Source organism: Acidovorax sp. SRI_002, assembly GCF_057586455.1.
Window position 1 is genome coordinate 954,685 of sequence record NZ_JBYCZW010000001.1, and the last position, 23,399, is coordinate 978,083.

A 23,399-nucleotide genomic window follows, 5' to 3' on the forward strand; every position below is an offset into this window, starting at 1 on the left:
ATCCGCCATGGCCAGCGAACTCATCAAACATGTCTCTGACGCCAGCTTTGAAGCCGACGTGCTGCAACCCGGCTCCGCCGTGCTGGTGGACTACTGGGCCGAATGGTGCGGCCCCTGCAAAATGATTGCCCCGATCCTGGACGAAGTTGCAGGCACCTACCAGGGCAAGCTGCAGATCGCCAAGATGAATGTGGACGAAAACCGCGAGATCCCCGCCAAGTTCGGCATTCGCGGCATTCCCACACTGATGCTGTTCAAGGACGGCCAGCTGGCCGCCACCAAGGTCGGCGCCATGAGCAAGGCGCAACTGACCGCCTTCATCGACCAGCAACTGGCCTGATCCGCCCCCAACCCCGCGCCTGCCCATGCACGCGGGGTTGTTTGTTTTCACGACACCACTTGCAGCGCCAGACACAGACCGAATTCGGATCCCGTGAATCTCCCGCTTTTTTTCCTGTCATAATTCCTTCAGATCACCGGCCTGCACGCATTGGCAGCCGGACCGAGATCCCCGGCGAGCCAGACCTGCAAACAGCAGCCCATCTGGCACCAGCCCTCCTCCCCCAAGATTCATACCAGCTCCGCCAAGGAGTCATTCCATGCACTTAAACGAACTCAAGGCACTGCACGTGTCTGAAGTCCTGAAGCAAGCCGAAGAACTCGAAATCGAAAATACCGGCCGCATGCGCAAGCAGGAGCTGATGTTTGCGATCATCAAGAAGCGGGCCAAGACCGGGGAACAAATCATTGCCGATGGCGTGCTGGAAATTTTGCCCGACGGTTTCGGCTTCCTGCGCAGCCCCGACACGAGCTTCACGGCCAGCACGGACGACATCTACATCAGCCCGAGCCAGGTGCGCCGTTTCAATCTGCACACCGGCGACATGATCGAAGGTGAAGTCCGCACACCCAAAGACGGTGAGCGCTACTTCGCCCTGAACAAGCTCGACTCCGTCAACGGCGGCCCGCCGGAGCAGAACAAGCACAAGGTGATGTTCGAGAACCTGACGCCCCTGTTCCCCAAGGAACAGATGAAGCTGGAGCGCGACTTCAAGGGCGAAGAAAACATCACAGGCCGCATCATCGACATCATTGCGCCCATCGGCCGTGGCCAGCGCGCGCTGATCGTCGCCCCGCCCAAGAGCGGCAAGACGGTGATGATGCAGCACATCGCCCACGCCATCACGGCCAACAACCCCGACGTGCACCTGATGGTGCTGCTGGTGGACGAGCGCCCTGAAGAAGTGACCGAAATGCAGCGCACGGTGAAGGGCGAGATCATCGCCTCCACCTTCGACGAGCCCGCCGCCCGCCACGTGCACGTGGCCGAGATGGTGATCGAGCGCGCCAAGCGCCTGGTCGAGCTGAAGAAGGACGTGGTCATCCTGCTGGACTCCATCACCCGCCTGGCGCGCGCCTACAACAACGTCGTGCCCTCCAGCGGCAAGGTGCTTTCGGGCGGTGTGGACGCCGCCGCACTGCAGCGCCCCAAGCGCTTCTTCGGCGCCGCGCGCAAGGTCGAAGAAGGTGGCTCGCTCACCATCATCGCCACCGCGTTGGTCGACACCGGCAGCCGCATGGACGAAGTGATCTTTGAAGAGTTCAAGGGCACGGGCAACTGCGAAATCCACCTGAACCGCCGCCTGTACGAAAAGCGCGTGTTCCCCGCCATCGAGCTCAACAAGAGCGGCACGCGCCGCGAAGAGCTGCTGCTGGCGCCCGAGATCCTTCAAAAGACCCGCATCCTGCGCCAGTTCATGTACAACATGGACGAGATCGAGTCGATGGAGCTGATGATCAAGAACATGAAGGCCACCAAGACCAATGTGGACTTCTTTGACATGATGCGAAGAGGAGGGTGACAACCCTCTGAGGCGCTTTCGCGCCTTCCCCCTTCTCTCGAATTGCTGCGCAATTCAGGAAGGGAGACACCGCCAGCGCGGCGGGGCGGCCCTTGCGCGGCGGTTCTGGCCAAGGCCTTGCCAGTTTCAGCCGTTACGGGCCGTCGCGAAAATGCCATCAAACCGCCTGTGCAATAATAGAGGGCTTTTTCTGCGGAAAGTACGTTGGATGTTCCACGGCGCAAAGGTTGCTCCGGGTTCAGCGCGGCTCCCGCACTTGACAAGGATTGATCATGAAAGAAGGCATTCACCCCAACTACCGCGAAGTCCTGTTCTCGGACCTGTCCAACGGCTTCAAGTTCGTGACCCGTTCGTGCGTGAACACGAAGGAAATGGAAACGTTCGAAGGCAAGGAATACCCGCTGTTCAAGCTGGATACGTCCTCTGAATCGCACCCCTTCTACACCGGTACGCAAAAGTCGGTGGACAACATGGGTGGCCGCGTGGAGCGCTTCCGCAACCGTTTCGGCAAGACCGCAGCGAAGTAATTCGCGCTTGCGTTCCCGCCAAAAAGGCAGCCCGGGCAACCGGGCTGCCTTTTTCCGTTGGTTTTGCCCTTATTCTCGGTGGCTTCGCTTTGCCGCCCTCTGACGCGTGAATCCACCGACCCCCGCCATCGTTACCCAGAACGCTGTCAGCCCCCTGCCACGCTGGGCACTGGTACTGCTGTGTATTGCCTATGTCGTGCCCGGCTTCGTCGGGCGCGACCCGTGGAAAAGTGCGGATGTCACGGCGTTTGGCTACATGCTGGAGCTGGCCCACGGGCACACGCCCTGGCTGAGCCCCCTGCTGGGCGGCATGCCCCCGGAAACCGAAGGACTGCTGCCGTACTGGCTGGGCGCTTGGGCAATTCAGCTAGCGCCCCAGTGGGTTTCTGCCGAGATGGCGGTGCGCCTACCCTTCGCACTCCTGCTGGTCATCACCCTCATTGCCACGTGGTACGCCGTCTACTACCTCGCCCGCAGCCCCGGCGCCCAGCCTGTGGCCTTTGCCTTTGGGGGCGAAGCCAATCCACCCGACTACGCCCGCGCCATTGCCGATGGCGGGTTGCTGGCCCTGATTGCCTGCCTGGGCCTCGCGCAGCTCTCGCATGAGGTCACCAGCTATCTGGTGCAGCTCAGTTGCACGGCGCTGATCTTTTTTGCGGTTGCAGCCATGCCCCACCGCACCGTAGCCCCTGCCGTGGCGCTGGCCACAGGCATGGTGGGGCTCACGCTGGCAGGCGCGCCGGCGCTTGCAGCATTGCTGGGACTGGGCAGCATGGTGGTGGTGGTGTATGCGCCAGGCAGCCAGACAGACCATCGCCTGCGCTGGGCCCTGGCCCTCGGGGCAATCACGTTGGCAGCGGCGCTGATCGCCTGGGGGCTCGATCTCTGGCGCTGGCGAATTGTGGATTCCGGCTCAGGCGGCAAAGAGTGGCAGAGCCTGGCGCGGCTGCTGCTGTGGTTTGGATGGCCCGCCTGGCCCCTGGCCCTGTGGACGCTATGGCGCTGGCGCAAGCAGATCATCAGCCGCCAGGGGCACAGGCACCTGCTGCTCCCGCTGTGGTTCTCGGCAGTCTCCATTGCCGCCACCATCACCACCCAACCTGCAGACAGGGCCCTCCTGCTCGGTCTGCCGGCCCTGGCGGCACTGGCAGCGTTTGCACTGCCCACGCTGCGGCGCAGTGTGGGGGCGCTGATCGACTGGTTCACGCTGCTGTTCTTCACCGTTTCAGCGCTGGCGATCTGGGTGATCTGGATTGCCATGCAAACGGGCGTTCCCGCCAAGCCTGCAGCCAATGTGGCCAAGCTGGCCCCTGGTTTTGTGCCGCAGTTTTCCGCACTGGCGCTTGTCGTGGCCCTGGCTGCCACCGTGGGCTGGTGCAGCCTGGTGTGGTGGCGCGCCGCGCGCAACCGGGCGCCCATCTGGAAGAGCCTGGTGCTGCCAGCCAGCGGCGCTGCGCTGGGCTGGCTGCTGCTGATGACTTTGTGGTTGCCGCTACTGGACTACGCCCGCAGCTATCGCCCCCAGGTTCGCAGTGTGATGGCCGCACTGGGCCCATCCCCGGGCTGTGTGCAGACGGTAGGGTTGAACCGTGCCCAGGTGACGGCTCTGCAGTACCACGGTGGCCTATCGCTGCAGAGGGCGGGCCTGCAGGACGAGTGCGACTGGCTGGTGGCTGACATCGCCTCCTGGCCTCCGTCCGAGCGCATGGTGAATGTGGCGCGCTGGGAAGCCCGGGCCACCATTCCACGCCCCACTGACAAGAACGATCACCTCCTGGTGTTTCACCGTGCGGGGCCTGCACGCTGATGCCCGAATGATGCCGGAGTAATGTCGGAGCTTTCGACCATCTCGCGCCACGCCATCACGGTGCTGGCCGGGCAACTGGCGGTGATGGCGTTTGGCGTGACAGACACCATCGTCGCCGGGCGCCATGGAGAAGCCTCGCTGGCGGCACTCTCGGTGGGCAGCGCCATCTTCATCAGCGTGTATGTGGCGCTGATTGGCGTGCTGCAGGCGCTGCTTCCGGTGTGGGCCGAGTTGCGCGGCGCCCGGCAGACCGACGGCCTGGGCCGGTCTCTGCGGCAGTCGCTGTACCTGTGCGGCGCGGCCTCACTGGTGGGCATGGCCATCCTGCTGTCCCCCGCCCCCCTGCTGCGCTGGACCGAGGTGCCGCCAGCCCTGCGCACCGAGGTGGAGAGTTACCTGGCCGTGCTGGCCCTGGCACTGCCGCCTGCCCTGCTTTTTCGCATCTACAGCACCTTGAACCAGGCCCTGGGCCGCCCCAAGCTGGTGACCTGGCTGCAGGTGGGCTCGCTGTTCATCAAGCTGCCACTGTCGATCTGGTTCACCTTTGGCGGCGCAGGGCTGCCTGCGCAAGGCGTGGTGGGATGCGCGTGGGCCACCCTGGTGGTCAACGGCAGCATGCTTGCGCTGGCCATCTGGCTGCTGCGCACGCAGGACATCTATGAACCCCTGCGCATCTGGCGCCGTATGGAGCCCCCGCACTGGCCCACCATTGCGGGCTTTGCCCGCCTGGGCATCCCGGCCGGGCTGGCTGTGATGGTGGAGGTGACGTCGTTCACGCTGATGGCGTTGTTCATTGCACGCCAGGGCACCACCGCATCGGCGGCGCACCAGATCGCGGCCAATGTGGCGGCTGTGCTCTACATGGTGCCGCTGTCGCTGGCCATCGCCACCAGCGCCCGCCTCAGCTACTGGCTGGGCACTGGCGATCCAGCACGCGCGCGCAAGGTGGTTTTTATAGGTTTTAGGCTTTCAGCGCTTATTGGTATTGCGCTAGCAGCTATATTATTAATAGCAAAAAATCAGATTGGCGGTTTGTATTCCACCAACACCGGCGTGGTGGCCCTGACGGGCGGGGTCATCGTGTGGGTGGCTGCGTACCACGCAGCCGATGCACTGCAGACGCTGTGCGTGTTTGTCTTGCGCTGCTACCGCATCACCGTGGCGCCGCTGGTGGTGTATTGCGTGTTGCTGTGGGGTGCGGGTTTGGGGGGCGGCTACCTGCTGGCCTACCGGGGCCTGGGGCCTTGGGCAGCGGAGCCATCGCCCACACCTTTCTGGGCCGCAAGCGCTGCGGCGCTGTGGTTCACTGCCGCGCTGTTCCTGGCCATGCTGTGGCGTGCGGTCAGACCGGCAGCGAAAACCCACGCAACCGGTTCGCGGGGAAGGTGACCGAGAACACCGAGCCCTTGCCCAGCGTGCTGGCAATGTCCAGCGTGGCCCCGTGCCGCTGCAGCACATGCTTGACGATGGCTAGCCCCAGGCCGGTGCCACCGGTCTCGCGGGAGCGGCTGCGGTCCACGCGGTAAAAACGCTCTGTCAAACGCGGAATGTGTTCGGGTGCGATTCCCGGGCCTGTGTCCTGCACCGAGAAAACTGCGCAGCCATCTTCCATGCGGTGCCACGCCACCGTGATCACCCCACCCGCAGGCGTGTAGCGCACAGCATTGCTGATGAGGTTCGACAATGCGCTTTGCAACTCGGTGGGCACGCCTGCAATGTCGCCCTCGGCATGCAACGCGTCCTTCGACGGAAACACCATGACATGCTGGCGCGGCTGGTTTTGCGAGAGCACGGCCGACAGCGCACGCCCCTCCTCCTCGCACCGCTGCATGAGCGCCTGCACGGGCGTCCACTCCGCCATGCCCGGTGGCGGACTGCCCTCCAGGCGCGACAGGGTCAAAAGGTCTTGCACCACACTTTGCATGCGCAGCGCCTGCTGGGCCATCATGCCCAGGTAGCGCGAGCGCTCGTCGGCACTCAGGGGCAAGGTCTGCAGCGTTTCGACAAAACCGGTCAGCACCGTCAGGGGCGTGCGGATCTCATGGGACACGTTCGCCACGAAGTCGCGCCGCATGGCCTCGGCCTGCTCCAGCGCCGTGACATCGCGCGACAGCAGCAGGGTGCGCCCGTCGCCATAGGGGTGCAGATGCACCGAGATGCGCACCGGCCGCGATGGCGTGCTGAAGCGCCCCTCCAGTACCACATCGTGGCTGAAATCCTGGGCGGCATAGTAGGCCGTGAACTCGGGATCGCGCACCAGGTTGCCGATCGACTGCATCACATCGCGCTGGGCGTCAAAGCCGAACTGGCTGGCGGCCATCTGGTTGCACCACTCGATGCGGCCTTGCGCATCCAGCAGCACCACCCCATTGGGCGTGGCCTGCAGCGCGGCCAGGATCTCCTGCAGCCGGTCCTGGCTGTCGCGGATCTGGGTCTCCTGTCTGCGCAAAAGGCGCCGCGCACGGTCTGCCGCCTCACCCCAGATGCCGCGCATGGCCGGGACTTCGGACAGGTCACCCGTGCGCAGCCAGCGCAGCACACGCGCGCCACGCAGCAGATCCCAGACAAACCAGGCCCACGCCGCCAGGGCGGCGCCCAGAGCTGCGCCCCAGGGACCACCCTGCCACCATCCCAGCCCGCCACCCGCTATCTGCCAGAGCAGGAAATACGAAATACGCCACAGCATGCGGTCAGCAACGCCTTCTCAGAAAAACAGGGGCGCATCCTGTGCGCCCCATCGACAACATCAGGCCCGCGCCCTCAGCACCTGTTCACTCTATCGCTGAAGATCATCACCAGGCTCTCAGGCCTGCAACTGCACCTGGGGCTGGGCGGTGAGCCGGTAGCCCGCGCCACGCACGGTTTCCACCATCACGGAGGCGGCGCCCAGGGCTTCGCGCAGCCGCTTGACGTGCACATCCACTGTGCGCTCCTCGATGAAAACATGGTCACCCCACACCTTGTCGAGCAATTGCGAGCGGCTGTGTACACGTTCGGCGTGTTTCATGAGAAAGTGCAGCAGCTTGAACTCGGTGGGGCCCACCTTGAGCGGCTGCCCCTGGAAGGTCACGCGGTAGGTCCCGGCGTCGAGCACCAGCTCGCCAATGGTCACGCTGTCGCTGACCTGCTCGGGAGCACGACGGCGCAGCACGGCACGGATCCGCGCCAGCAGCTCCTGCGTGGAGAACGGCTTGGTGATGTAGTCGTCGGCACCCGCATCGAGCCCAGCGATCTTGTCAGGTTCATCGCCCCGGGCCGTCAACATCAGGATCGGGATCGGCTTGGTGCGGCTGTCCGCACGCCACTTGCGTGCCAGCGACAAGCCGCTTTGCCCCGGCAGCATCCAGTCGAGCAGGATGACATCCGGCAGCACGGCATCCAGCTCGCGCTGGGCCGAGTCACCGTCTTCCGCCCAAAAGGGCTGGAATCCGTTGTGGCGTAGATTGACTGCAATCAACTCGGCAATCGCAGGTTCGTCCTCAACGATGAGGACGCGTGGGAGCTTTCTCATAGTTTTGCCAAAGCTCTTTTTTTACAGAACGGCTGACTCGATCTCATCGAGGGCAGTGTGGCGCACATCCTTGCCCTTGACCAGATAGATGATCAACTCAGCCACGTTCTTGGAATGGTCGCCGATGCGCTCAATCGCCTTGGCCAGGAACAGCAGGTCCAGGCTGGGGGAGATGGTGCGCGGGTCTTCCATCATGTAGGTGATGAGCTTGCGCACGAATCCATCGAATTCCTTATCGATCAGGTCGTCTTCCTTGAGGATGGCCACCGCCGCCTTGACGTCCAGGCGCGCAAAAGCATCCAGCGTCTTGCGCAGCAGGCCCGACGCCAGCTCGGCTGCCGTGCGCAGGTCGCTCGACGGCAGCGAGCGAGGTGCACCACTCTCGATGATGGAGCGCACCATACGGGCCATCTTGTTGGCCTCATCACCCATGCGTTCGAGGTTGGCTGTGGCCTTGGAGAAGGCCAGCAGCAGGCGCAGGTCGCGCGCCGTCGGCTGACGGCGGGCGATGATGGACGACAGCTCCTGGTCGATCTCGACTTCCATCGCATTGATACGGGTTTCCATCGAGGCCACGGTCTCCACGGCCTCCAGGCTGAACTGCGACAGGGCGTATACCGCCTGGCGAATCTGCGATTCCACCAGGCCACCCATCTCCATCACACGGGCGGAGACGCTGTTGAGTTCGCTGTCGAACTGGGACGAAAGGTGTTTATCGGGCATCTGCTGTCTCCTTAGCCGAAACGGCCGGTGATGTAGTCTTCGGTTTCCTTGCGCTCGGGCTTGAAGAAGATCTGCTCGGTGGCACCGAACTCGATCATTTCGCCCAGGTACATGTAGGCCGTGTAGTCGCTGCAGCGGGCAGCCTGCTGCATGTTGTGCGTCACGATGGCAATCGTATAGTCGTGCTTGAGTTCGTCGATCAGCTCTTCGATCTTGGCAGTGGACAGCGGGTCCAGCGCCGAGGTGGGTTCGTCAAGCAGCAGCACAGAAGGCTTGACCGCCACGCTGCGTGCAATGCACAGGCGCTGCTGCTGTCCGCCGGAGAGCGACAAACCGCTTTGGTGCAGCTTGTCCTTCACCTCGGTCCACAAGGCGGCCTTGGAGAGCGCCCATTCCACGCGGTCGTCCATCTCGCTTTTGCTCAGGCTTTCGTAGAGCTTCACACCGAAGGCGATGTTGTCGTAGATGGACATGGGAAACGGCGTGGGTTTCTGGAACACCATGCCGATGCGGGCGCGCAGCAGGTTGATGTCCTGCTTGGGGTCCAGGATGTCCTGACCGTAGAAGTTGATGGTGCCTTCGGCACGCTGGCCCGGGTACAGGCTGTACATGCGATTCAAAGTCCGCAGCAGGGTGGACTTGCCACAGCCCGAGGGGCCAATGAAAGCAGTCACCTTGTGCTCGGCAATGTTGAGGCTGACGTTGCGCAGCCCCTGAAACTTGCCATAGAAGAAGCTGAGGTTGCGAAGTTCCAGCGCATTCTTGCTGGGGGTGACGGTAGCGGTGGCGTTCATTGTCAAATCCTGAAAATGGAGGCTGTCTGGGTGGTGTCTGCGTAATGGGCCGACAGGTCAGGCACGGCTCTTCTCGCGCAGGAAAACCCGCGCCACGATGTTGAGGATCAACACCGACAACGTGATGAGCAACGCCCCACCCCAGGCCAGGCGCACCCAGTTTTCGTAAGGGCTCAGGGCAAACTGGAAGATCACCACCGGCAGGTTGGCCATGGGGGCATTCATGTTGGTGCTGAAGAACTGGTTGTTGAGCGCCGTGAACAACAGCGGCGCAGTCTCGCCACTGATGCGGGCCACAGCCAGCAGCAAGCCCGTCATCACCCCACTGCGCGCAGCACGCAGGGTGACCATGGTGGACACTTTCCAGCGTGGTGCACCCAGTGCAAAAGCAGCCTCGCGCAGACTGCCGGGCACCAGGCGCAGCATGTTCTCGGTGGTACGGACCACCACCGGCACGGCGATCAGCGACAAGGCCAGGCTACCGGCCCAACCAGAGAAGTTGCCTACCGTCGCCACGGCAATGGCATAGACGAACAGGCCCAGAACGATGGAGGGCGCGGACAACATGATGTCGGTCACAAAGCGGGTGAGTTCGGCCGTCTTGCTCTGGTCGCCGTATTCCGCCAGGTAGACGCCAGCCAGTACACCAATCGGTGTGGATACCAGCACGGTAAAACCCACCATCATGAGGCTACCGACGATGGCATTGGCCAGCCCACCGCCTTCCGATCCGGGTGCCGGCGTGGACTGGGTGAACATGTTCCAGTCCAGCGCAGCAAAGCCGTTGGACAGCAGAACGCTCAGGATCCAGAGCAGCACGAACAGACCCAGCACCATCGCCCCCAGGGAAAGGGTTAGCCCGATGGCGTTGGAGCGCTGGCGCTTTTTGTAGAGTTGTTGGTTGAATTCCATGGAGCTTGTCTCAAAAGAGGTTCATGGTCAGGGCATGAGGACTCAAAGGCCCTTGGCCTTTTCAGCACGCAGCATCAGGATCTTGGCGGCCGAAAGCACCACGAAGGTGATCACGAACAGCAGGAAACCCAGCGCGAACAACGTGGAAAGATGGAAGTCAGCCGCCTCGCCGAACTCGTTGGCCAGCGTAGAGGCAATCGAGGTTCCCGGCGAAAAGAGGGATGTCGGCATGCGGTTGGCGTTGCCGATCACAAAGGTCACAGCCATGGTCTCCCCCAGAGCGCGACCCAGGCCCAGCATGATTCCGCCTATAACGCCCTTCTGGGTGTAAGGCAGCACCACGCGGCGCACCACTTCCCAGGTCGTGCAGCCCAGGCCATAGGCAGACTCGCGCAGGATGGGCGGAACAATCTCGAACACGTCGCGCATCACTGCCGCCACAAACGGCAGCACCATGAACGCGAGCACGATACCGGCCGCCAGGATGCCAAAGCCGTTGGTGCTGCCGCCAAACAGAAAGCCCACCAGCGGCATGGAGCCCAGCAGCTTTTGTACCGGCATCTGGAAGTAATCGGCAAACAGCGGGGCAAATACGAACAGACCGAACATGCCGTAGATGATCGAGGGGACGGCCGCCAACAGCTCCACTGCGGTGCCCAGGGGGCGCCGCAGCCAGACCGGGCAGGTTTCCGTCAGAAAAAGGGCAATGCCAAAAGCCAGAGGCACCGCAATCAGCAGCGCAATGCCAGCACTGGCCAGGGTGCCGACGATGGCAATCGCAGCACCGAATTCTTCATTGATGATGTCCCATTCCACGCGCCAGATGAACTGGACACCGAACTTATGGAACGTCGGCCAAGCGTAGATAAACAGAGAGACGATGATCCCCAGCAGCGCCGCCAGCACCAGCAGCGAAAGACTTTGGGTCAACCGATGAAAAAAGATGTCCTGAAGACGCTGCCGCCTGGCAATCGATACCATCGACTCCGTAGGGGCGTCCGTCTTTTTGGCGGACCCGGGTTGCGAACTCATGGTGGTTCCCACGCTCATGTTGACTCCCATCTGGCTTCTGGAGATCCCCACAAACCAGCACCCATCGGCCAGCCAAGGCGGCCGATGGGGGGTATTCTGGGGCAGACTGACTTACTTCTTGATCTGCGACCAGACTTTGGAACGGATCTCGGCGGTCAGGCTGTCAGGCAGCGGCACATAGTCCAGCTCCGTGGCCATGCCTTTGCCATTCTTGAACGCCCAATCAAAGAACTTCAGAACTTCAGCCGACTGCGCCTTGTCCGCAGGGTCCTTGTACATCAGGATGAACGAGGCTGTGCTGACAGGCCAGCTTTCTGCACCCTTGGCATTGACCATCGAGATGCCCATGCCAGGAACGCTGAACCAATCAGCGCTGGCTGCGGCTGCGGCAAAGGTCTTGTCATCAGGGCTCACGTACTTGCCGTCAGCGTTTTGCAGCTGAAGGAAGTTCATGTTGTTCTTCTTGACGTAGGCGTATTCCACATAACCTACAGCACCCTTCACGCGGGTCACGTTGGCGGCCACGCCTTCATTGCCCTTGCCACCCACCGACGACGCAGCAGGCCACTTCACGGCAGCGCCCTTGCCCACGGAGTCTGCCCATTCCTTGCTGACAGCAGACAGGTAGTCGGTCCAGTTGAACGTGGTGCCCGAACCATCAGCGCGGTGAACCACGGTGATGTTTTGGTCCGGCAAGGTCTTGCCCGGGTTCAGTGCGGCCAGCTTGGCGTCATTCCACTTGGCGATCTTGCCCAAGAAGATTTCTGCCAGCACAGGGCCGGTCACGCGCAGCTCGCCCGGCTTGAAGCCCTCGAGGTTCACCACCGGCACCGTGCCACCAATGATTGCAGGGAACTGCACCATGCCGTCCTTCTCGAGATCAGCGCCGGATACTGGAGCATCGGATGCACCAAAGGCCACGGTCTTGGCGCGAATCTGGCGGATGCCGCCGGAAGAGCCGATGGACTGATAGTTCAGCCCCGTGCCCGTTTCCTTTTTGTAGGCTTCAGCCCACTTGGCGTACATGGGGAACGGGAAGGTTGCGCCAGCGCCGGTGATGTCCGCCGCAAAAGCACTGCCTACAGCCATGGAGGCCAGTGCTACAGCGACGGTTTTGAGAAATGTGCGTTTCATTATTCAGTACCTTTTGGCTAGGGTTGACAGGAACAGGCTGAACTCTAGGGCCCACAGATGACAATTCAGTGACACAAACCGTCCTCATCCCAGCAACTGCCACATATACATCCCGTCCCATCCAGCACCAGCAACGCCGTCATTGATTTGTCATACAAGCCGCAGACACTGGCGAAGATCACATTCTTACGATCAGCCCACCCGCCATCCCGGTGGCAATGCGCGTTGCGCGGGTGCTCCAGACGCTCGCGGTACCATGCCGAACGAAGCTCCAATCAGAAAAACATGCAGAACGGCACACGCCTCGCCGCAGTCGACCTCGGCTCCAACAGTTTTCGCCTTGAAATCGGGCGTTATGAGTTCGGTCATATCCAGAGGGTGGAATACCTCAAGGAGACCGTGCGCCAGGGCAATGGCCTGGACGAAGACCGCAATCTGACCCGAGACGCCATGGAGCGCGGCTGGGCCTGCCTGGCGCGATTTGGAGAGCGCTTGGCTGGATTTCCGCGCTCGCAGGTTCGCGCCGTGGCCACCCAGACCCTGCGCGAAGCACGCAACCGGGAAGAGTTTCTGTCACGCGGGAGCGAAGTGCTTGGCTATCCCATCGACGTCGTCTCCGGCCCCGAAGAAGCGAGGCTGATCTACCAGGGCGTCGCCCGCCTGCTCCCGCAGTCCGACGAGCGCCGCCTGGTGGTGGACATCGGGGGGCGCTCCACCGAACTCATTTTGGGCCAGCAATTCACGCCCCACGCCGTGGCCTCGTACCGCGTGGGCAGCGTAGCGTGGTCGCAGCGCTACTTTGCCAATGGCGAGTTCACCACGCAGGCGTTCCTGGCTGCCGAAATTGCAGCCAAGGCCGTGCTGGACGAAGCGCTGGAAACCTTCCAGCCAGATGCCTGGGAGGTGGCCTACGGATCATCCGGCACAGCCGGCGCCGTTGGCGACGTGCTTGCAGCTGCGGGAGGCCCCCAAGGCGTCATCACCCGCGAAGGCCTCGACTGGCTGCACGAACGCCTGCTGCGCGCCCAGTCTGCGGATCGCATCCGCCTGGAAGGCCTCAAGGAAGAGCGGCGCGCCGTCATTGGCGGAGGGATCAGCGTACTGCGCGCCGTGTTTGATCTGCTGGACATCGAGCAGATGCAGGTGGCCCAGGGCGCCTTGCGCCAAGGCGCACTCTACGATCTACTGGACCGCGAACAACCCGGAACCGACCTGCGCACCGCCACCGTGAACGGCCTGATGCAGCGGTTTGGCGTGGACATGGAGCACGCGGAACGGGTTGCGCGCACGGCCTGTACGCTGTTTGACCAGGCTACGCCTTTTGGAAGTGAGCGAGCATCGCGCAAGCTCGACTGGGCGGCCCGGCTTCACGAAATTGGTTGCCTGATATCCCATAGCGATTCCCACCGCCATGGCGCCTACATCCTCGACAACACCGACGCAGCCGGATTTGCAGTCCCTGAACTGCACCGCTTGGGCATCTTGGTTCAAGGCCAGCGCGGCAAGGTCCGCAAGCTGGAAGCGGACCTGCAAGACCCCGTCTTCGTGCTTCAACTGCTGAGCATGCGGCTGGCTGTGGCACTGTGCCACGCCCGCCGCGACCCCGACACCCAGGGCTTGTCACTGCAGACTCAAGGCCACCGTTTCATTCTGAAAGCCCGCGCTGGCTGGGCTACGGCGTTTCCACAATCTGCACACCTGCTGCGCGAAGAAATCCAGGCATGGCAGAAGACCCCTTGGGAACTGGTGGTTGACCTTCCCTGAGCATTGGCAATAAACTATATAAACTGTTTATACCGTTTATTGAAAGCGTTTGTTTGCCATGACCACTTCAAGCCCCGCCCTGCCCGCTGCCCCCTCGCCCAGCCCCGCTCCCACCACTGCGGCAAAGTCGGCCAAGCTGGCTGCGACGGCCACTAAGGCTCCCGCCAAAACGGCTGCGGTCGCCAAGCAGCCCCAAAAAGCAGCCACAAAGCCTGCCTCGGCTTCCAAGAAAAAGGCGACCACCGCCACGCAAGTGACACCGAAATTGGCCAAGGCCCCCGCCGCGCCAACCGCCGCCCGGGATACCAAGGCCAAGAAGCCCAAGCTGGTGCGCGACAGTTTCACTATTCCCAAAGATGAATACGCGGTCATAGAAACCCTGAAGCAGCGCTCGGCTGCTCTCGCCCAGCCCGTGAAGAAAAGCGAGCTGTTGCGCGCGGGCTTGAAGGTCCTGGCCGCCATGTCTGACGCTGCCCTGCGCAGCGCGGTACAGGCAGTACCTTCCATCAAGACAGGTCGCCCCAAGGCGGAAGCCGCGCCTGCGGTTCCGGCGCCCGCCACCAAAACGTCGACCAAAGCCTCGCGCAAGTAGCCCCAGCTGTACCGAGGCATCCCCTCGGCACAACAGGTCTCATAGAAACTCGGGGGACTGGACGGTGATCAACAAGGTCTGGCTCTGGTCCAGCCGCTGCCGCTGCCTCAACCACCAGACAGCTCCCTTGCGCACAGCGCATTCCGAAGCCTGCAGCCCCATCAGCTGCGCAATGGTCTGGCCCAGCATGGGTTGATGGCCCACAACCAGCACCGTCCCCTTGGCGCGCGGCCACTGCGCAAGGTCCAGCAGATCTTGCGGCGTTCCACCAGGCAACAGCTCGGCGCGCATCTTGAACTTGCGCCCCAGGGCGTTGGCCGTTTGCTCGGTGCGCCGGGCCGGACTGGCAAGCACGCGCAAGCCCTCGGGCAATTGCCGGTCCAGCCAGGCCGCCATGCGCGCTGCCTGCTTTTCCCCGCGCGACGTCAAGGCCCTCGCCAGATCATCGCCCGCCTCTGCGAGCTCCTCTGCCTCCGCATGGCGCCACAGGATGAGGTCCATCATGCCGCCCCCTGGTCCATGCGCGTCCCCGACGGGGCTGGACCGTAGCGAACCATTAAAGCGTTCTGGGCGCCCAACCCATCCTGCGGACGGGGGGCTCGGCTGTAGGAGCCGTCAGCGTTCAGCGTCCATGCATCCCGGTCGTCATGCAAATAGGCGACCAGGCACTCGTCCACAATCTGCTGCCGCAGGCGCGGGTCTGTCACAGGCCAGGCCAACTCCACACGCCGCATCATGTTGCGGTTCATCCAGTCGGCGCTGGAAAGGTACAGATCTTCCTCCCCCCCGCTGCGGAAGTAGAAGACACGTGTGTGCTCCAGGAAGCGGCCGATCACCGACCGTACACGGATGTTGTCGGTCACCCCGGGCACCTGGGCTGCCAGCATGCAAGCTCCCCGCACGATGAGATCAATGCGCGCACCGCGCTGGCCTGCCACGATCAGAGCACGCATCAGGGCCTCGTCGGTCAGGGCATTCATCTTGGCCACGATCCGCGCATCCTCTCCCCGGCTGGCCGCCAGACCCACTTGTTCGATTTTCTCCAGCATTCGCCGGTGCAGATGGAACGGCGCCAGCATCAGCTTGCGCAGCTTGGGCGGGCGGTTCTGGCTCGCAAGGTGATTGAACACCCCGTCCATGTCGGCCGTGGTTTCTTCATCGGCCGTAAGGTAGCTCAGATCGGTATACAGCCGTGCAGTACGTACGTTGTAGTTGCCCGTCGATAGGTGCCCGTAGCGCCGCAGTTTTCGCCCTTCCCTGCGCGTAACCAGCAGCATCTTCGCGTGCGTCTTGAGACCCACTACGCCATAGACCACCTGGGCGCCAATCGACTCCAGGGCCTCGGCCCAGTTGATATTGGCCTCTTCATCAAAGCGCGCCTTGAGTTCCACAACCGCCATGACCTCTTTGCCGCGGCGTACAGCTTCGGTGAGCAGGTCCATGAGTTCGGAGTCCGCGCCGGTGCGGTAGATCGTCTGTTTGATGACAAGCACATCAGGGTCATTGACGGCTTCACGCAAAAAGGCAAGGAGCCCGTCAAAACTCTCGAACGGCTGGTGGATCAGCACATCGTGCTTGCGCAGTTGTTCCAGGATGGACACGCCGGATTGCAGCTGCCGGGGCCACGCGGAATTCCAGGGTGGAAAGAGCAGTTCCGGCGCATCCATCAGATCCACCAGTTGCGTCAAACGCACCAGGTTCACCGGGCCATGCACCCGGTACAAGGCAGCGGCCGGCAAAGCAAACTGCGCCAACAGAAAATCCGACAAAAACTGCGAACACCCGGAGGACACCTCCAGCCGTACCGCCTGCCCATAGTGCCGGTGTTGCAAGCCCTGGCGAAGGGCAGTCCGCAGATTGCGCACATCCTCTTCGTCCAGTGCCAAATCGGAATGGCGTGTCACGCGGAACTGCGAGAATTCCGTGACCTCCCGCCCCGGGAAAAGATCCTCCAGATGCGCGCGAACAATGCTGGAGAGGCTCACGAAAAGAGCCTCCCCAGGCGCCACGCGGGCAGGCATGCGGATCAGCCTTGGCAGCGCACGCGGCACCTTGACGATGGCAATCTCGTTCTCCCTGCCGAAAGCGTCGTGGCCCTTCAGGCGAACAATGAAGTTCAGCGATTTGTTGGCCACCTGTGGAAACGGATGGGCCGGATCCAGCCCCACTGGAATCAGCAGTGGCCGGACCTCGTTCACAAAATAGTCGTGGACCCAGCGCTTTTGGGCGGGTGATCGCTCGCCATACCCCACGATGCGAATCCCGTGCGCGGCAAAAGCAGGCACCAGGGACTCGTTGTACAGCGCGTATTGCCGCTCCACCAGGCTGTGTATTTTGGCGGCCATGGCTTCGAACGATGCCGTCGAATAGAGCCCTTTGGTCTCACCTTTTTGCGCAGCGGTAATGTGCGGCGCAGCACGGACCTCAAAAAATTCGTCGAGATTGGACGACACGATGCACAGATATCGCAATCGTTCCAGTAGCGGCACATCCGGCCTCACAGCCCAGTCGAAAACACGCTCGTTGAAAGCCAGGATGCTGTGGTCCCTGTCCAGAAACATGTGAGGGGGCGCGCTGGCGGACTGTGAGGATCCTCCGCTCGTGCCACTGTCCGGCGACAGGGAGGCGTTGGCATGCACGAGAGCATCATCGGAAGGCAAAGGCAACATGGGTACGCAAACGCGGCTAGTGCAGGATGGCAGCAGTATTTAACGCCCAGATGACAAAGATGTGACAGATTTTGTGACAGTCACACGAGGCGAGCCCTGCGCTTGGGCGGGAACCAGATACTGCTCGAACAGCCGGGCGGCATGCGCCCAGGTGAAATCGAGTGCCCGTGCGCGCGCTTCGGACCGGGGTATCGCCAGTGCCTGCTGGCTTGCCACGAACAAATCGTTGTGCAGCACGCCCCCTCTGGGCGGCTGACCTGAATGCGCCCCCAGCACCTCCATCGGGCCGTCCTCAGGGTAGGCGGCCACCGGCGTCCCGCAGGCCATTGCCTCCAGCATGACCAAGCCGAAGGTTTCTGACCGGCTGGGAAACACAAACACATCCGCAGCCGCATATACCTGCGCCAGCGCGGCACGGTCCAGGATGCCCAGCCAACGGACCTGCGGATACTTGGCCTTGAGGCGAGCTTCCAGTGGACCGACCCCGCACACCACCTTGGAGCCTGGTATGTCCAGCTGGAGGAAAGCTTCGATGTTTTTCTCGTACGAAATCCGCCCGACATACAAGGAGACGGGGTGCGCCAAAGCACCCGTGAGCGGGCTCTGGATGGTTGCACCGTGGAACGGAAAAGCCCGTGTGTCCACCCCATGGGTCCATGGGCGCAGATTGCGAAAGCCCCGTCGCTCCAGCATCTGCAAAACGCCTTGCGTAGGCACCATCACCCCCGAAGATGGCCGGTGAAAGTGCCTGAACAGCGCATACCCCCATCGCAGTGGCACGCGCAGCGCTGCATGCAGTATTTCCGGAAATCGCGTGTGGAAAGCGGTAGTGAATGCCAACCCCTTGCGCAGGCAATAGCGGCGCCCTGCCCAGCCCAACGGCCCTTCCGTGGCAAGGTGAATGGCATCGGGTTTCATCGCGTCCAGCATCGTCGTCACCCGCTTCGCCGGGCGCACTGCCAAGTCGATGCCAGGATAGCCGGGGCACGGACGGGTTGCGAACTGGCCGGGGTGCAGCACCTGCACCTCGTGCCCGGCCGCTTCAAGCTCCTGCACCAGTTCCAGCAAGGTGGTAACCACCCCATTGACCTGGGGCAGCCAGGCGTCTGTCAACAAGGCAATTTTCATACAACGGCAGCCGACTCGGCCCGGGAAATATTGGCGACAGGAGAAGCCGGCCACTGCAACAGTTCCAGCCTGCCGTCCATGTGCTCGACCAAGGCGGTGTGGCTTTCCACCCAGTCGCCGTCATTGCAGTAAAGCGTCCCACCGATCTCGCGCATCTCGGCACGGTGGATATGGCCGCACACGACGCCGTCATGCCCCCTGCGGCGTGCTTCAGCCGCAACAGCCACTTCAAAGTCGGTGACGTAGTTCAGGGCCTTTTTGACCTTGCCTTTCAGGTAAGCCGACAAAGACCAGTAGGGCAGGCCCATGCGGGCGCGCAATGTGTTGAGGTACCGGTTGAGCTTGAGCGTGAATTCATAAAGGTTGTCGCCCAAATACGCCAGCCACTTGGCGCACTGGATGACTCCATCAAAATGGTCGCCGTGCGTGACCCAGAGGCTGCGGCCATCCGCCGTGGTGTGCACCGCATCGGCCCGCACCTCGATGCCTCCAAACGAGTGGCCTACGAACGCGCGGGCAAATTCGTCATGGTTGCCCGGCACAAACACCACCCGGCACCCCTTGCGCGCACGGCGCAGCAGCTTTTGCACCACATCGTTGTGGGCCTGTGGCCAGAACCACTTGCGGCGCAGTTGCCAGCCATCGACGATGTCGCCCACAAGGTAGAGTTGATCGCTGGGGTGGTGCTTGAGAAAGTCCAGCAACGCAACCGCCTGGCAACCCGGCGTGCCCAGATGCAGATCAGAAATAAAGACCGCACGGTACCGACGATGACCAGCAGCGCAGGCATGTGCGTCTTCGGCCGCGTCCTCGTGGCCCATGGATGGCTCCATCCAGGGTCCCAGGGCATCGAATGCGGCGCGCATCAGGCCCCCAGAAAATGCTTGCGATAGCGAGGATGCAGGTCCGCCAGGCGCATCAGCATTGGCAGGTCAGCCGTGTTGAAGTCTGGATCCCAAGCCGGCGCGCCCAGCACGCGGGCCCCGAGCCGCAGGTAGCCTTTGATCAGCGCCGGTGGCTCCACCGTGATGGATCCGTCGAGTTGCTCCACGGGCAAGGGCAAACGGGGAAGCACGTGGTATTCGATGGGGGCAAGGTGTGTCTTTCGCACCTGCTGCCAGATGCTGGCGGCCGCATCGCCGCTGACAACACCGTTGTGAAGCATGGGGATGCTTGCGCAACCGATCATCGTGTCCAACTGGTTGCGCACCATAAAGTCCGCCAGCGCGCCCCACAAAGCCATGATCACACCGCCGTGGCGGTGGTCGGGGTGCACACAGCTGCGCCCCAATTCCACCATGCGGGGGCGCAGCGAGCGCAGCCGCGTCAGGTCAAACTCGGTATCGCTGTAAGTACCGCCGACGCGCCGGGCCTGGGCCGGAGTGAGCACCCTGTAAGTCCCAATGACTTGCTGGCTCTGGACATCGCGCACCAACAAGTGCTCGCAGTAATCGTCAAAAAGGTCCACGTCATGGCCCGCAATGGGGGTCGTCAATCGAGCGCCCATTTCCGCCGCAAACACGTCGAACCGCAGCCGCTGCGCCTGGCGCACTTCATCTTCATGGCGCGCCCAGGCCACCTGAATAGCGCCGCGTTCCGGGATCGGATGCGCAGCACCCGTCAAAGCGCCCACTCCTTGAAGCACTCTCGGGGAAGCAACTTCGGCAGACAGCGGTGGTGTCAAGGTGGACAGTTCGTTCATGGTGCAACATCTCCTTGCATGAGGATGGGTTGGGCTGAAGGCACCAACCATGGCCGGGAATCTTTTTTCCCTGCGGATAAGTGTGGAATTGGGACGTGACGTCGCCATGTCGGAGGCGTGTCAATGCCGTGACAGCCGTTCACGCAGAAGCACCAACGCTCGCCATCGTGCGGACTGCATAATTGATTCAGGAACCCGCACCGTGCATGCCCCCTCCCCCGCTCGCCCCCGGAGCCCTGTTACGGGCCCACTGGTCGTGTTTGTTCTGGCGGCGCTGTGTGCAGGGGTGATGGTGTGGGCGCTGGAGCGCCAGGAGCATGCACAACAGCGCACCCAGGTGGCGGACATGGCTGGCGACCATGTGCAGGCCCTGCAACGCGCCATCGAGCTGGCCCTATCGGCCAACAACGCCCTGGTGGCCCTCGTGCGCCAGGGAAAAGGCCAGGTAACGCAGTTTGAAGAGATCGGCACCCAGATGCTGCCGTTCTATCCGGGCATCGCCGCCATGGGGCTGTCACCCAACGGGGTGGTCAGGCACGTAGTTCCGCGCCAAGGCAACGAAAACTCCATCGGCTTCGATCAGCTCAACGACCCACGCCAAGGCCCCGAATCCGCCAGGGCACGGGAATCAGGCCGACTGACCCTGGCCGGCCCCATGGAACTGGTGCAAGGTGGCTTGGGAGTGGTGGGGCGCCAGCCTGTTTATTTGGAAGACACACAGGGCCACCGTGCCTTTTGGGGCTTTACCTACGTCACCATCCGATTGCCCGAGGTGCTGGCAGCCGCCCGACTGCCGCAATTGACCCAGCGGGGATACCACTACAGGTTGTGGCGCATCCGGCCCGACACGGGGGAAGAACAGACGATCGCAGCCTCGACCCCACCCGCTGGCCCCGACGCCGTGGGCCGTTCCTTGACGCTGCCCAACGGACAATGGACGTTGAGCCTGGTCCCCATCAAAGGCTGGGGAGACCCGGGCGTGCTGGCCATGCGATGCGCGGTGGCCTTGCTGTTTGCGCTGCTGATGACCTACCTGGCCCGGCTGCTTTTCGAGCTGAAGGCGCATGAGCGCGGTCTGGCCTACCAGGTGGCGCAGCGCACCTCCGAGATCCAGGCCACCCAGCAGCAGTTGCGCGCCACCATCGATGCCATCCCGGACCCGCTTTTCGAGCTTGACCTGGACGGCCTGTACTGCAGCGTGCACAGCCAGCGCGCTGAGTTGCTCATGGCACCCGCAGACATGCTGGTCGGGCACAACGTGACCGAGGTACTGCCTGCGGTGGCCGCACTGTCGGTGATGGACGTGCTGAACGAAGCCCACGCCCAGGGCTGGTCCACCGGACGGCAGATCGTGCTTGATCTGCCCAGTCTGGGCGCCACCTGGTTTGAGTTGTCTGCGGCGCGCAAGGCCACCTCCCCCAGCGCAAAGCCCAGGTTCATTGTGCTGTCGCGCGACATCACCGAACGCAAGCGGTCCCAGGAGCAGTTACAGCTCACCGCCCAGGTGTTTGACCAGAGCAGTGAAGCCATCGTGATTGCAGACGCGGCGCATACCATCGTGCGCATCAACCGGGCATTCACACGGATCACCGGGTACACGGAAGCCGAAGCGGTAGGACGGTCCGTGCGTCTGCTCACGGTCGCCGGAGCCGACGATCACTTCCACGCCGATACCGTTTACGCACAGTTGCCGCAGGGCGGAAGCTGGGAGGGCGAGGCCTGGGGGCGCCGCAAGGATGCATCCACCTACCCGCAGTGGCTGTCGGTGAGCAGCGTGCGAGACGGCAATGGCGTTGTCACGCATTCCATCACGCTGTTCCGCGACGTCACCCAGCAGCGAGAGGCCCAGGACCGCATTCAACGGCTGGCCCACTTCGACCCGCTCACCAACCTTCCCAACCGCGCGCTCCTGGCGGAACGCGCCCACCGCCACATTGCCGACGAGCAGGCGCGCGGCGGTACGCTGGCCATGCTGTTTCTGGACCTGGACCACTTCAAGAACGTCAATGATTCGCTGGGCCACAGAATCGGCGACATCCTGCTCGTGGCTGTCGCACAAAGGCTTCAGTCTCTCCTGAGGCCCCAGGACACGGTTTCGCGCCTGGGTGGGGACGAATTCCTGCTGCTGCTCCCCGCCACTTCCGCCGCTGCCGCCGCCGACATGGCCACGCAGCTGCTGGCCGCCGTGGCCCAGCCCTTCCAGATTGACCCCTACGAACTCACCACCACCTTGTCGGTCGGCATTGCGATGTACCCGGCCGACGGGGAATCGTTCGACACGCTGTACCAGCGGGCAGACGCCGCCATGTACCGTGCCAAGCAGAACGGACGCAACCGGTACGGATTCTTCACCGCCGATCTTGAAGCCCGCACCGCCCGTGCCCTCCAGATCGAAAATGCGCTGCGCCGTGCGCTGGAGCGCAACCAGTTTGAGCTGCACTACCAGCCGCAGGTCTCGCTCACCACGCGCCAGGTGGTGGGTGCCGAAGCCCTGCTGCGCTGGCGCCATCCCGAACTGGGCCTGGTGTCGCCAGCCGAGTTCATCCCCGTGGCCGAGAGCAGCGGCATGATCGTGGCAATTGGCGAATGGGTCATCCACACAGCGGTGAGGGACACCAAACGCTGGCTGGATCTGCACCTGCCCCTGCGGGCCGTTTCCGTGAACGTTTCCGCCGTGCAATTCAGGCACCCCCAGTTGCCCGAGATGGTGACCCGCTGCCTGGAACAGGCTGGCCTGCCAGCCCGCAGGCTGGAGCTGGAGCTGACGGAGGGTGCCGCCGTGGACGATCCCGCCGCCGCACTGGCGATGATGGACCAGCTGCACGACCGGGGCGTGCGCCTGTCGATGGATGACTTTGGCACCGGGTACTCATCGCTGAGCTACCTCAAGCGTTTTCAGATCTACAAACTCAAGATCGACCAATCGTTTGTACGCGACCTCGAAGAGGATGCCAACGACCGCGCCATCGTGAGCGCCATCATCCGCATGGCGCAGGCGCTGGGTATGCAAACCACGGCCGAGGGGGTGGAGACCGACGGGCAGCTTGAATTTCTGCGTGCGCAGGGCTGCGACGAAGCGCAGGGCTTTTACTTCAGTCGCCCCCTGCCCGCGGATGCCTTCGAGGCCTACTTGCGCCAGCAGCAGGAGCAGCAGTCGTCGTCGTCAGGCTAGGCACTTGCACGCCGTTGGTTGCGGGCGGCATTGGGGCGGTTACCGAAGGTGCCCCCATGGGCTTGTAAGG

At 62.8% G+C, this 23,399-nt stretch carries 20 protein-coding genes; 8 read left to right on the forward strand and 12 right to left on the reverse strand.

Annotated features, from left to right (window positions below; genetic code table 11):
* The first annotated feature begins 7 nt into the window (after nucleotides 1–7).
* The 5 genes from trxA to AC2YJX_RS04315 all read left to right on the forward strand — a co-directional run bounded on the left by trxA (nucleotide 8) and on the right by AC2YJX_RS04315 (nucleotide 5,585).
* Nucleotides 8–340, forward strand: a complete 333-nt coding sequence (trxA, locus tag AC2YJX_RS04295; RefSeq protein WP_008906761.1) for a thioredoxin TrxA — start codon at nucleotides 8–10, stop codon at nucleotides 338–340.
* Nucleotides 341–599: 259 nt separating this feature from the next.
* Nucleotides 600–1,862, forward strand: a complete 1,263-nt coding sequence (gene rho, locus AC2YJX_RS04300; protein ID WP_055398205.1) for a transcription termination factor Rho — start codon at nucleotides 600–602, stop codon at nucleotides 1,860–1,862.
* Between the two features lie 272 nt (nucleotides 1,863–2,134).
* A complete protein-coding gene (locus AC2YJX_RS04305) occupies nucleotides 2,135–2,389 on the forward strand; it encodes a type B 50S ribosomal protein L31 (protein WP_008906759.1) in 255 nt (84 codons plus the stop codon).
* Between the two features lie 106 nt (nucleotides 2,390–2,495).
* A complete protein-coding gene (locus AC2YJX_RS04310) occupies nucleotides 2,496–4,196 on the forward strand; it encodes a hypothetical protein (protein ID WP_487255353.1) in 1,701 nt (566 codons plus the stop codon).
* 21 nt (nucleotides 4,197–4,217) lie between these two features.
* Complete coding sequence (locus tag AC2YJX_RS04315) at nucleotides 4,218–5,585, forward strand: MATE family efflux transporter (protein ID WP_487255354.1); 1,368 nt, start codon at nucleotides 4,218–4,220, stop codon at nucleotides 5,583–5,585.
* Here AC2YJX_RS04315 and phoR read toward each other — a convergent pair.
* The 7 genes from phoR to pstS form a co-directional block, all read right to left on the reverse strand.
* On the reverse strand, nucleotides 5,539–6,882 hold the full coding sequence (gene phoR, locus AC2YJX_RS04320) for a phosphate regulon sensor histidine kinase PhoR (protein ID WP_055398208.1): 1,344 nt from the start codon (nucleotides 6,880–6,882) through the stop codon (nucleotides 5,539–5,541). The two genes, AC2YJX_RS04315 and phoR, sit on opposite strands and share 47 nt — an antisense overlap.
* 117 nt (nucleotides 6,883–6,999) lie before the next feature.
* Nucleotides 7,000–7,707 (reverse strand): phosphate regulon transcriptional regulator PhoB, encoded by a 708-nt coding sequence (gene phoB / locus AC2YJX_RS04325; RefSeq protein ID WP_029412769.1) that lies wholly within the window; start codon nucleotides 7,705–7,707, stop codon nucleotides 7,000–7,002.
* A gap of 21 nt (nucleotides 7,708–7,728) precedes the next feature.
* Nucleotides 7,729–8,430 carry a phosphate signaling complex protein PhoU gene (phoU, locus tag AC2YJX_RS04330; RefSeq protein WP_055398209.1) on the reverse strand — a complete coding sequence of 234 codons (702 nt, stop codon included), beginning with the start codon at nucleotides 8,428–8,430 and terminating at the stop codon, nucleotides 7,729–7,731.
* 11 nt (nucleotides 8,431–8,441) lie between these two features.
* Nucleotides 8,442–9,224, reverse strand: coding sequence for a phosphate ABC transporter ATP-binding protein PstB (pstB, locus tag AC2YJX_RS04335; protein ID WP_055398210.1), 783 nt, complete (start codon nucleotides 9,222–9,224; stop codon nucleotides 8,442–8,444).
* A gap of 57 nt (nucleotides 9,225–9,281) precedes the next feature.
* Nucleotides 9,282–10,136 (reverse strand): phosphate ABC transporter permease PstA, encoded by an 855-nt coding sequence (gene pstA, locus AC2YJX_RS04340; RefSeq protein WP_055398211.1) that lies wholly within the window; start codon nucleotides 10,134–10,136, stop codon nucleotides 9,282–9,284.
* A 42-nt stretch (nucleotides 10,137–10,178) separates the two neighbouring features.
* Nucleotides 10,179–11,168, reverse strand: a complete 990-nt coding sequence (gene pstC, locus AC2YJX_RS04345) for a phosphate ABC transporter permease subunit PstC (RefSeq protein WP_228897760.1) — start codon at nucleotides 11,166–11,168, stop codon at nucleotides 10,179–10,181.
* Nucleotides 11,169–11,279: 111 nt separating this feature from the next.
* A complete protein-coding gene (pstS, locus tag AC2YJX_RS04350; protein ID WP_121420530.1) occupies nucleotides 11,280–12,302 on the reverse strand; it encodes a phosphate ABC transporter substrate-binding protein PstS in 1,023 nt (340 codons plus the stop codon).
* A gap of 285 nt (nucleotides 12,303–12,587) precedes the next feature.
* Between pstS and AC2YJX_RS04355 the strand changes: the two genes are divergently transcribed.
* On the forward strand, nucleotides 12,588–14,066 hold the full coding sequence (locus AC2YJX_RS04355; protein WP_436131231.1) for a Ppx/GppA phosphatase family protein: 1,479 nt from the start codon (nucleotides 12,588–12,590) through the stop codon (nucleotides 14,064–14,066).
* A gap of 58 nt (nucleotides 14,067–14,124) precedes the next feature.
* Nucleotides 14,125–14,658, forward strand: coding sequence for a hypothetical protein (locus AC2YJX_RS04360; protein ID WP_487255355.1), 534 nt, complete (start codon nucleotides 14,125–14,127; stop codon nucleotides 14,656–14,658).
* A gap of 39 nt (nucleotides 14,659–14,697) precedes the next feature.
* Here the strand turns inward: AC2YJX_RS04360 and AC2YJX_RS04365 are convergent, their stop codons facing one another.
* Genes AC2YJX_RS04365 through AC2YJX_RS04385 form a run of 5 tightly spaced genes read right to left on the reverse strand, consistent with a single transcriptional unit; the run spans nucleotide 14,698 to nucleotide 20,157 of the window.
* On the reverse strand, nucleotides 14,698–15,162 hold the full coding sequence (locus tag AC2YJX_RS04365; RefSeq protein WP_487255356.1) for a SixA phosphatase family protein: 465 nt from the start codon (nucleotides 15,160–15,162) through the stop codon (nucleotides 14,698–14,700).
* The gene (gene ppk1 / locus AC2YJX_RS04370; protein WP_487255357.1) at nucleotides 15,159–17,327 is read right to left on the reverse strand and encodes a polyphosphate kinase 1; all 2,169 of its coding nucleotides are present in this window, start codon (nucleotides 17,325–17,327) and stop codon (nucleotides 15,159–15,161) included. Before ppk1 ends, AC2YJX_RS04365 begins: the two co-directional genes overlap by 4 nt.
* Nucleotides 17,328–17,366: 39 nt before the next feature.
* The gene (locus AC2YJX_RS04375) at nucleotides 17,367–18,455 is read right to left on the reverse strand and encodes a glycosyltransferase family 4 protein (RefSeq protein ID WP_487255422.1); all 1,089 of its coding nucleotides are present in this window, start codon (nucleotides 18,453–18,455) and stop codon (nucleotides 17,367–17,369) included.
* Complete coding sequence (locus tag AC2YJX_RS04380; protein WP_487255358.1) at nucleotides 18,452–19,321, reverse strand: UDP-2,3-diacylglucosamine diphosphatase; 870 nt, start codon at nucleotides 19,319–19,321, stop codon at nucleotides 18,452–18,454. Before AC2YJX_RS04380 ends, AC2YJX_RS04375 begins: the two co-directional genes overlap by 4 nt.
* Nucleotides 19,321–20,157, reverse strand: a complete 837-nt coding sequence (locus AC2YJX_RS04385) for a GNAT family N-acetyltransferase (RefSeq protein ID WP_487255359.1) — start codon at nucleotides 20,155–20,157, stop codon at nucleotides 19,321–19,323. The genes AC2YJX_RS04380 and AC2YJX_RS04385 overlap by 1 nt, the downstream gene beginning before the upstream one ends.
* 289 nt (nucleotides 20,158–20,446) lie before the next feature.
* Here AC2YJX_RS04385 and AC2YJX_RS04390 point away from each other — a divergent pair, with 289 nt between their 5' ends.
* A complete protein-coding gene (locus AC2YJX_RS04390) occupies nucleotides 20,447–23,329 on the forward strand; it encodes a bifunctional diguanylate cyclase/phosphodiesterase (protein WP_487255423.1) in 2,883 nt (960 codons plus the stop codon).
* Nucleotides 23,330–23,399: the final 70 nt, after the last annotated feature.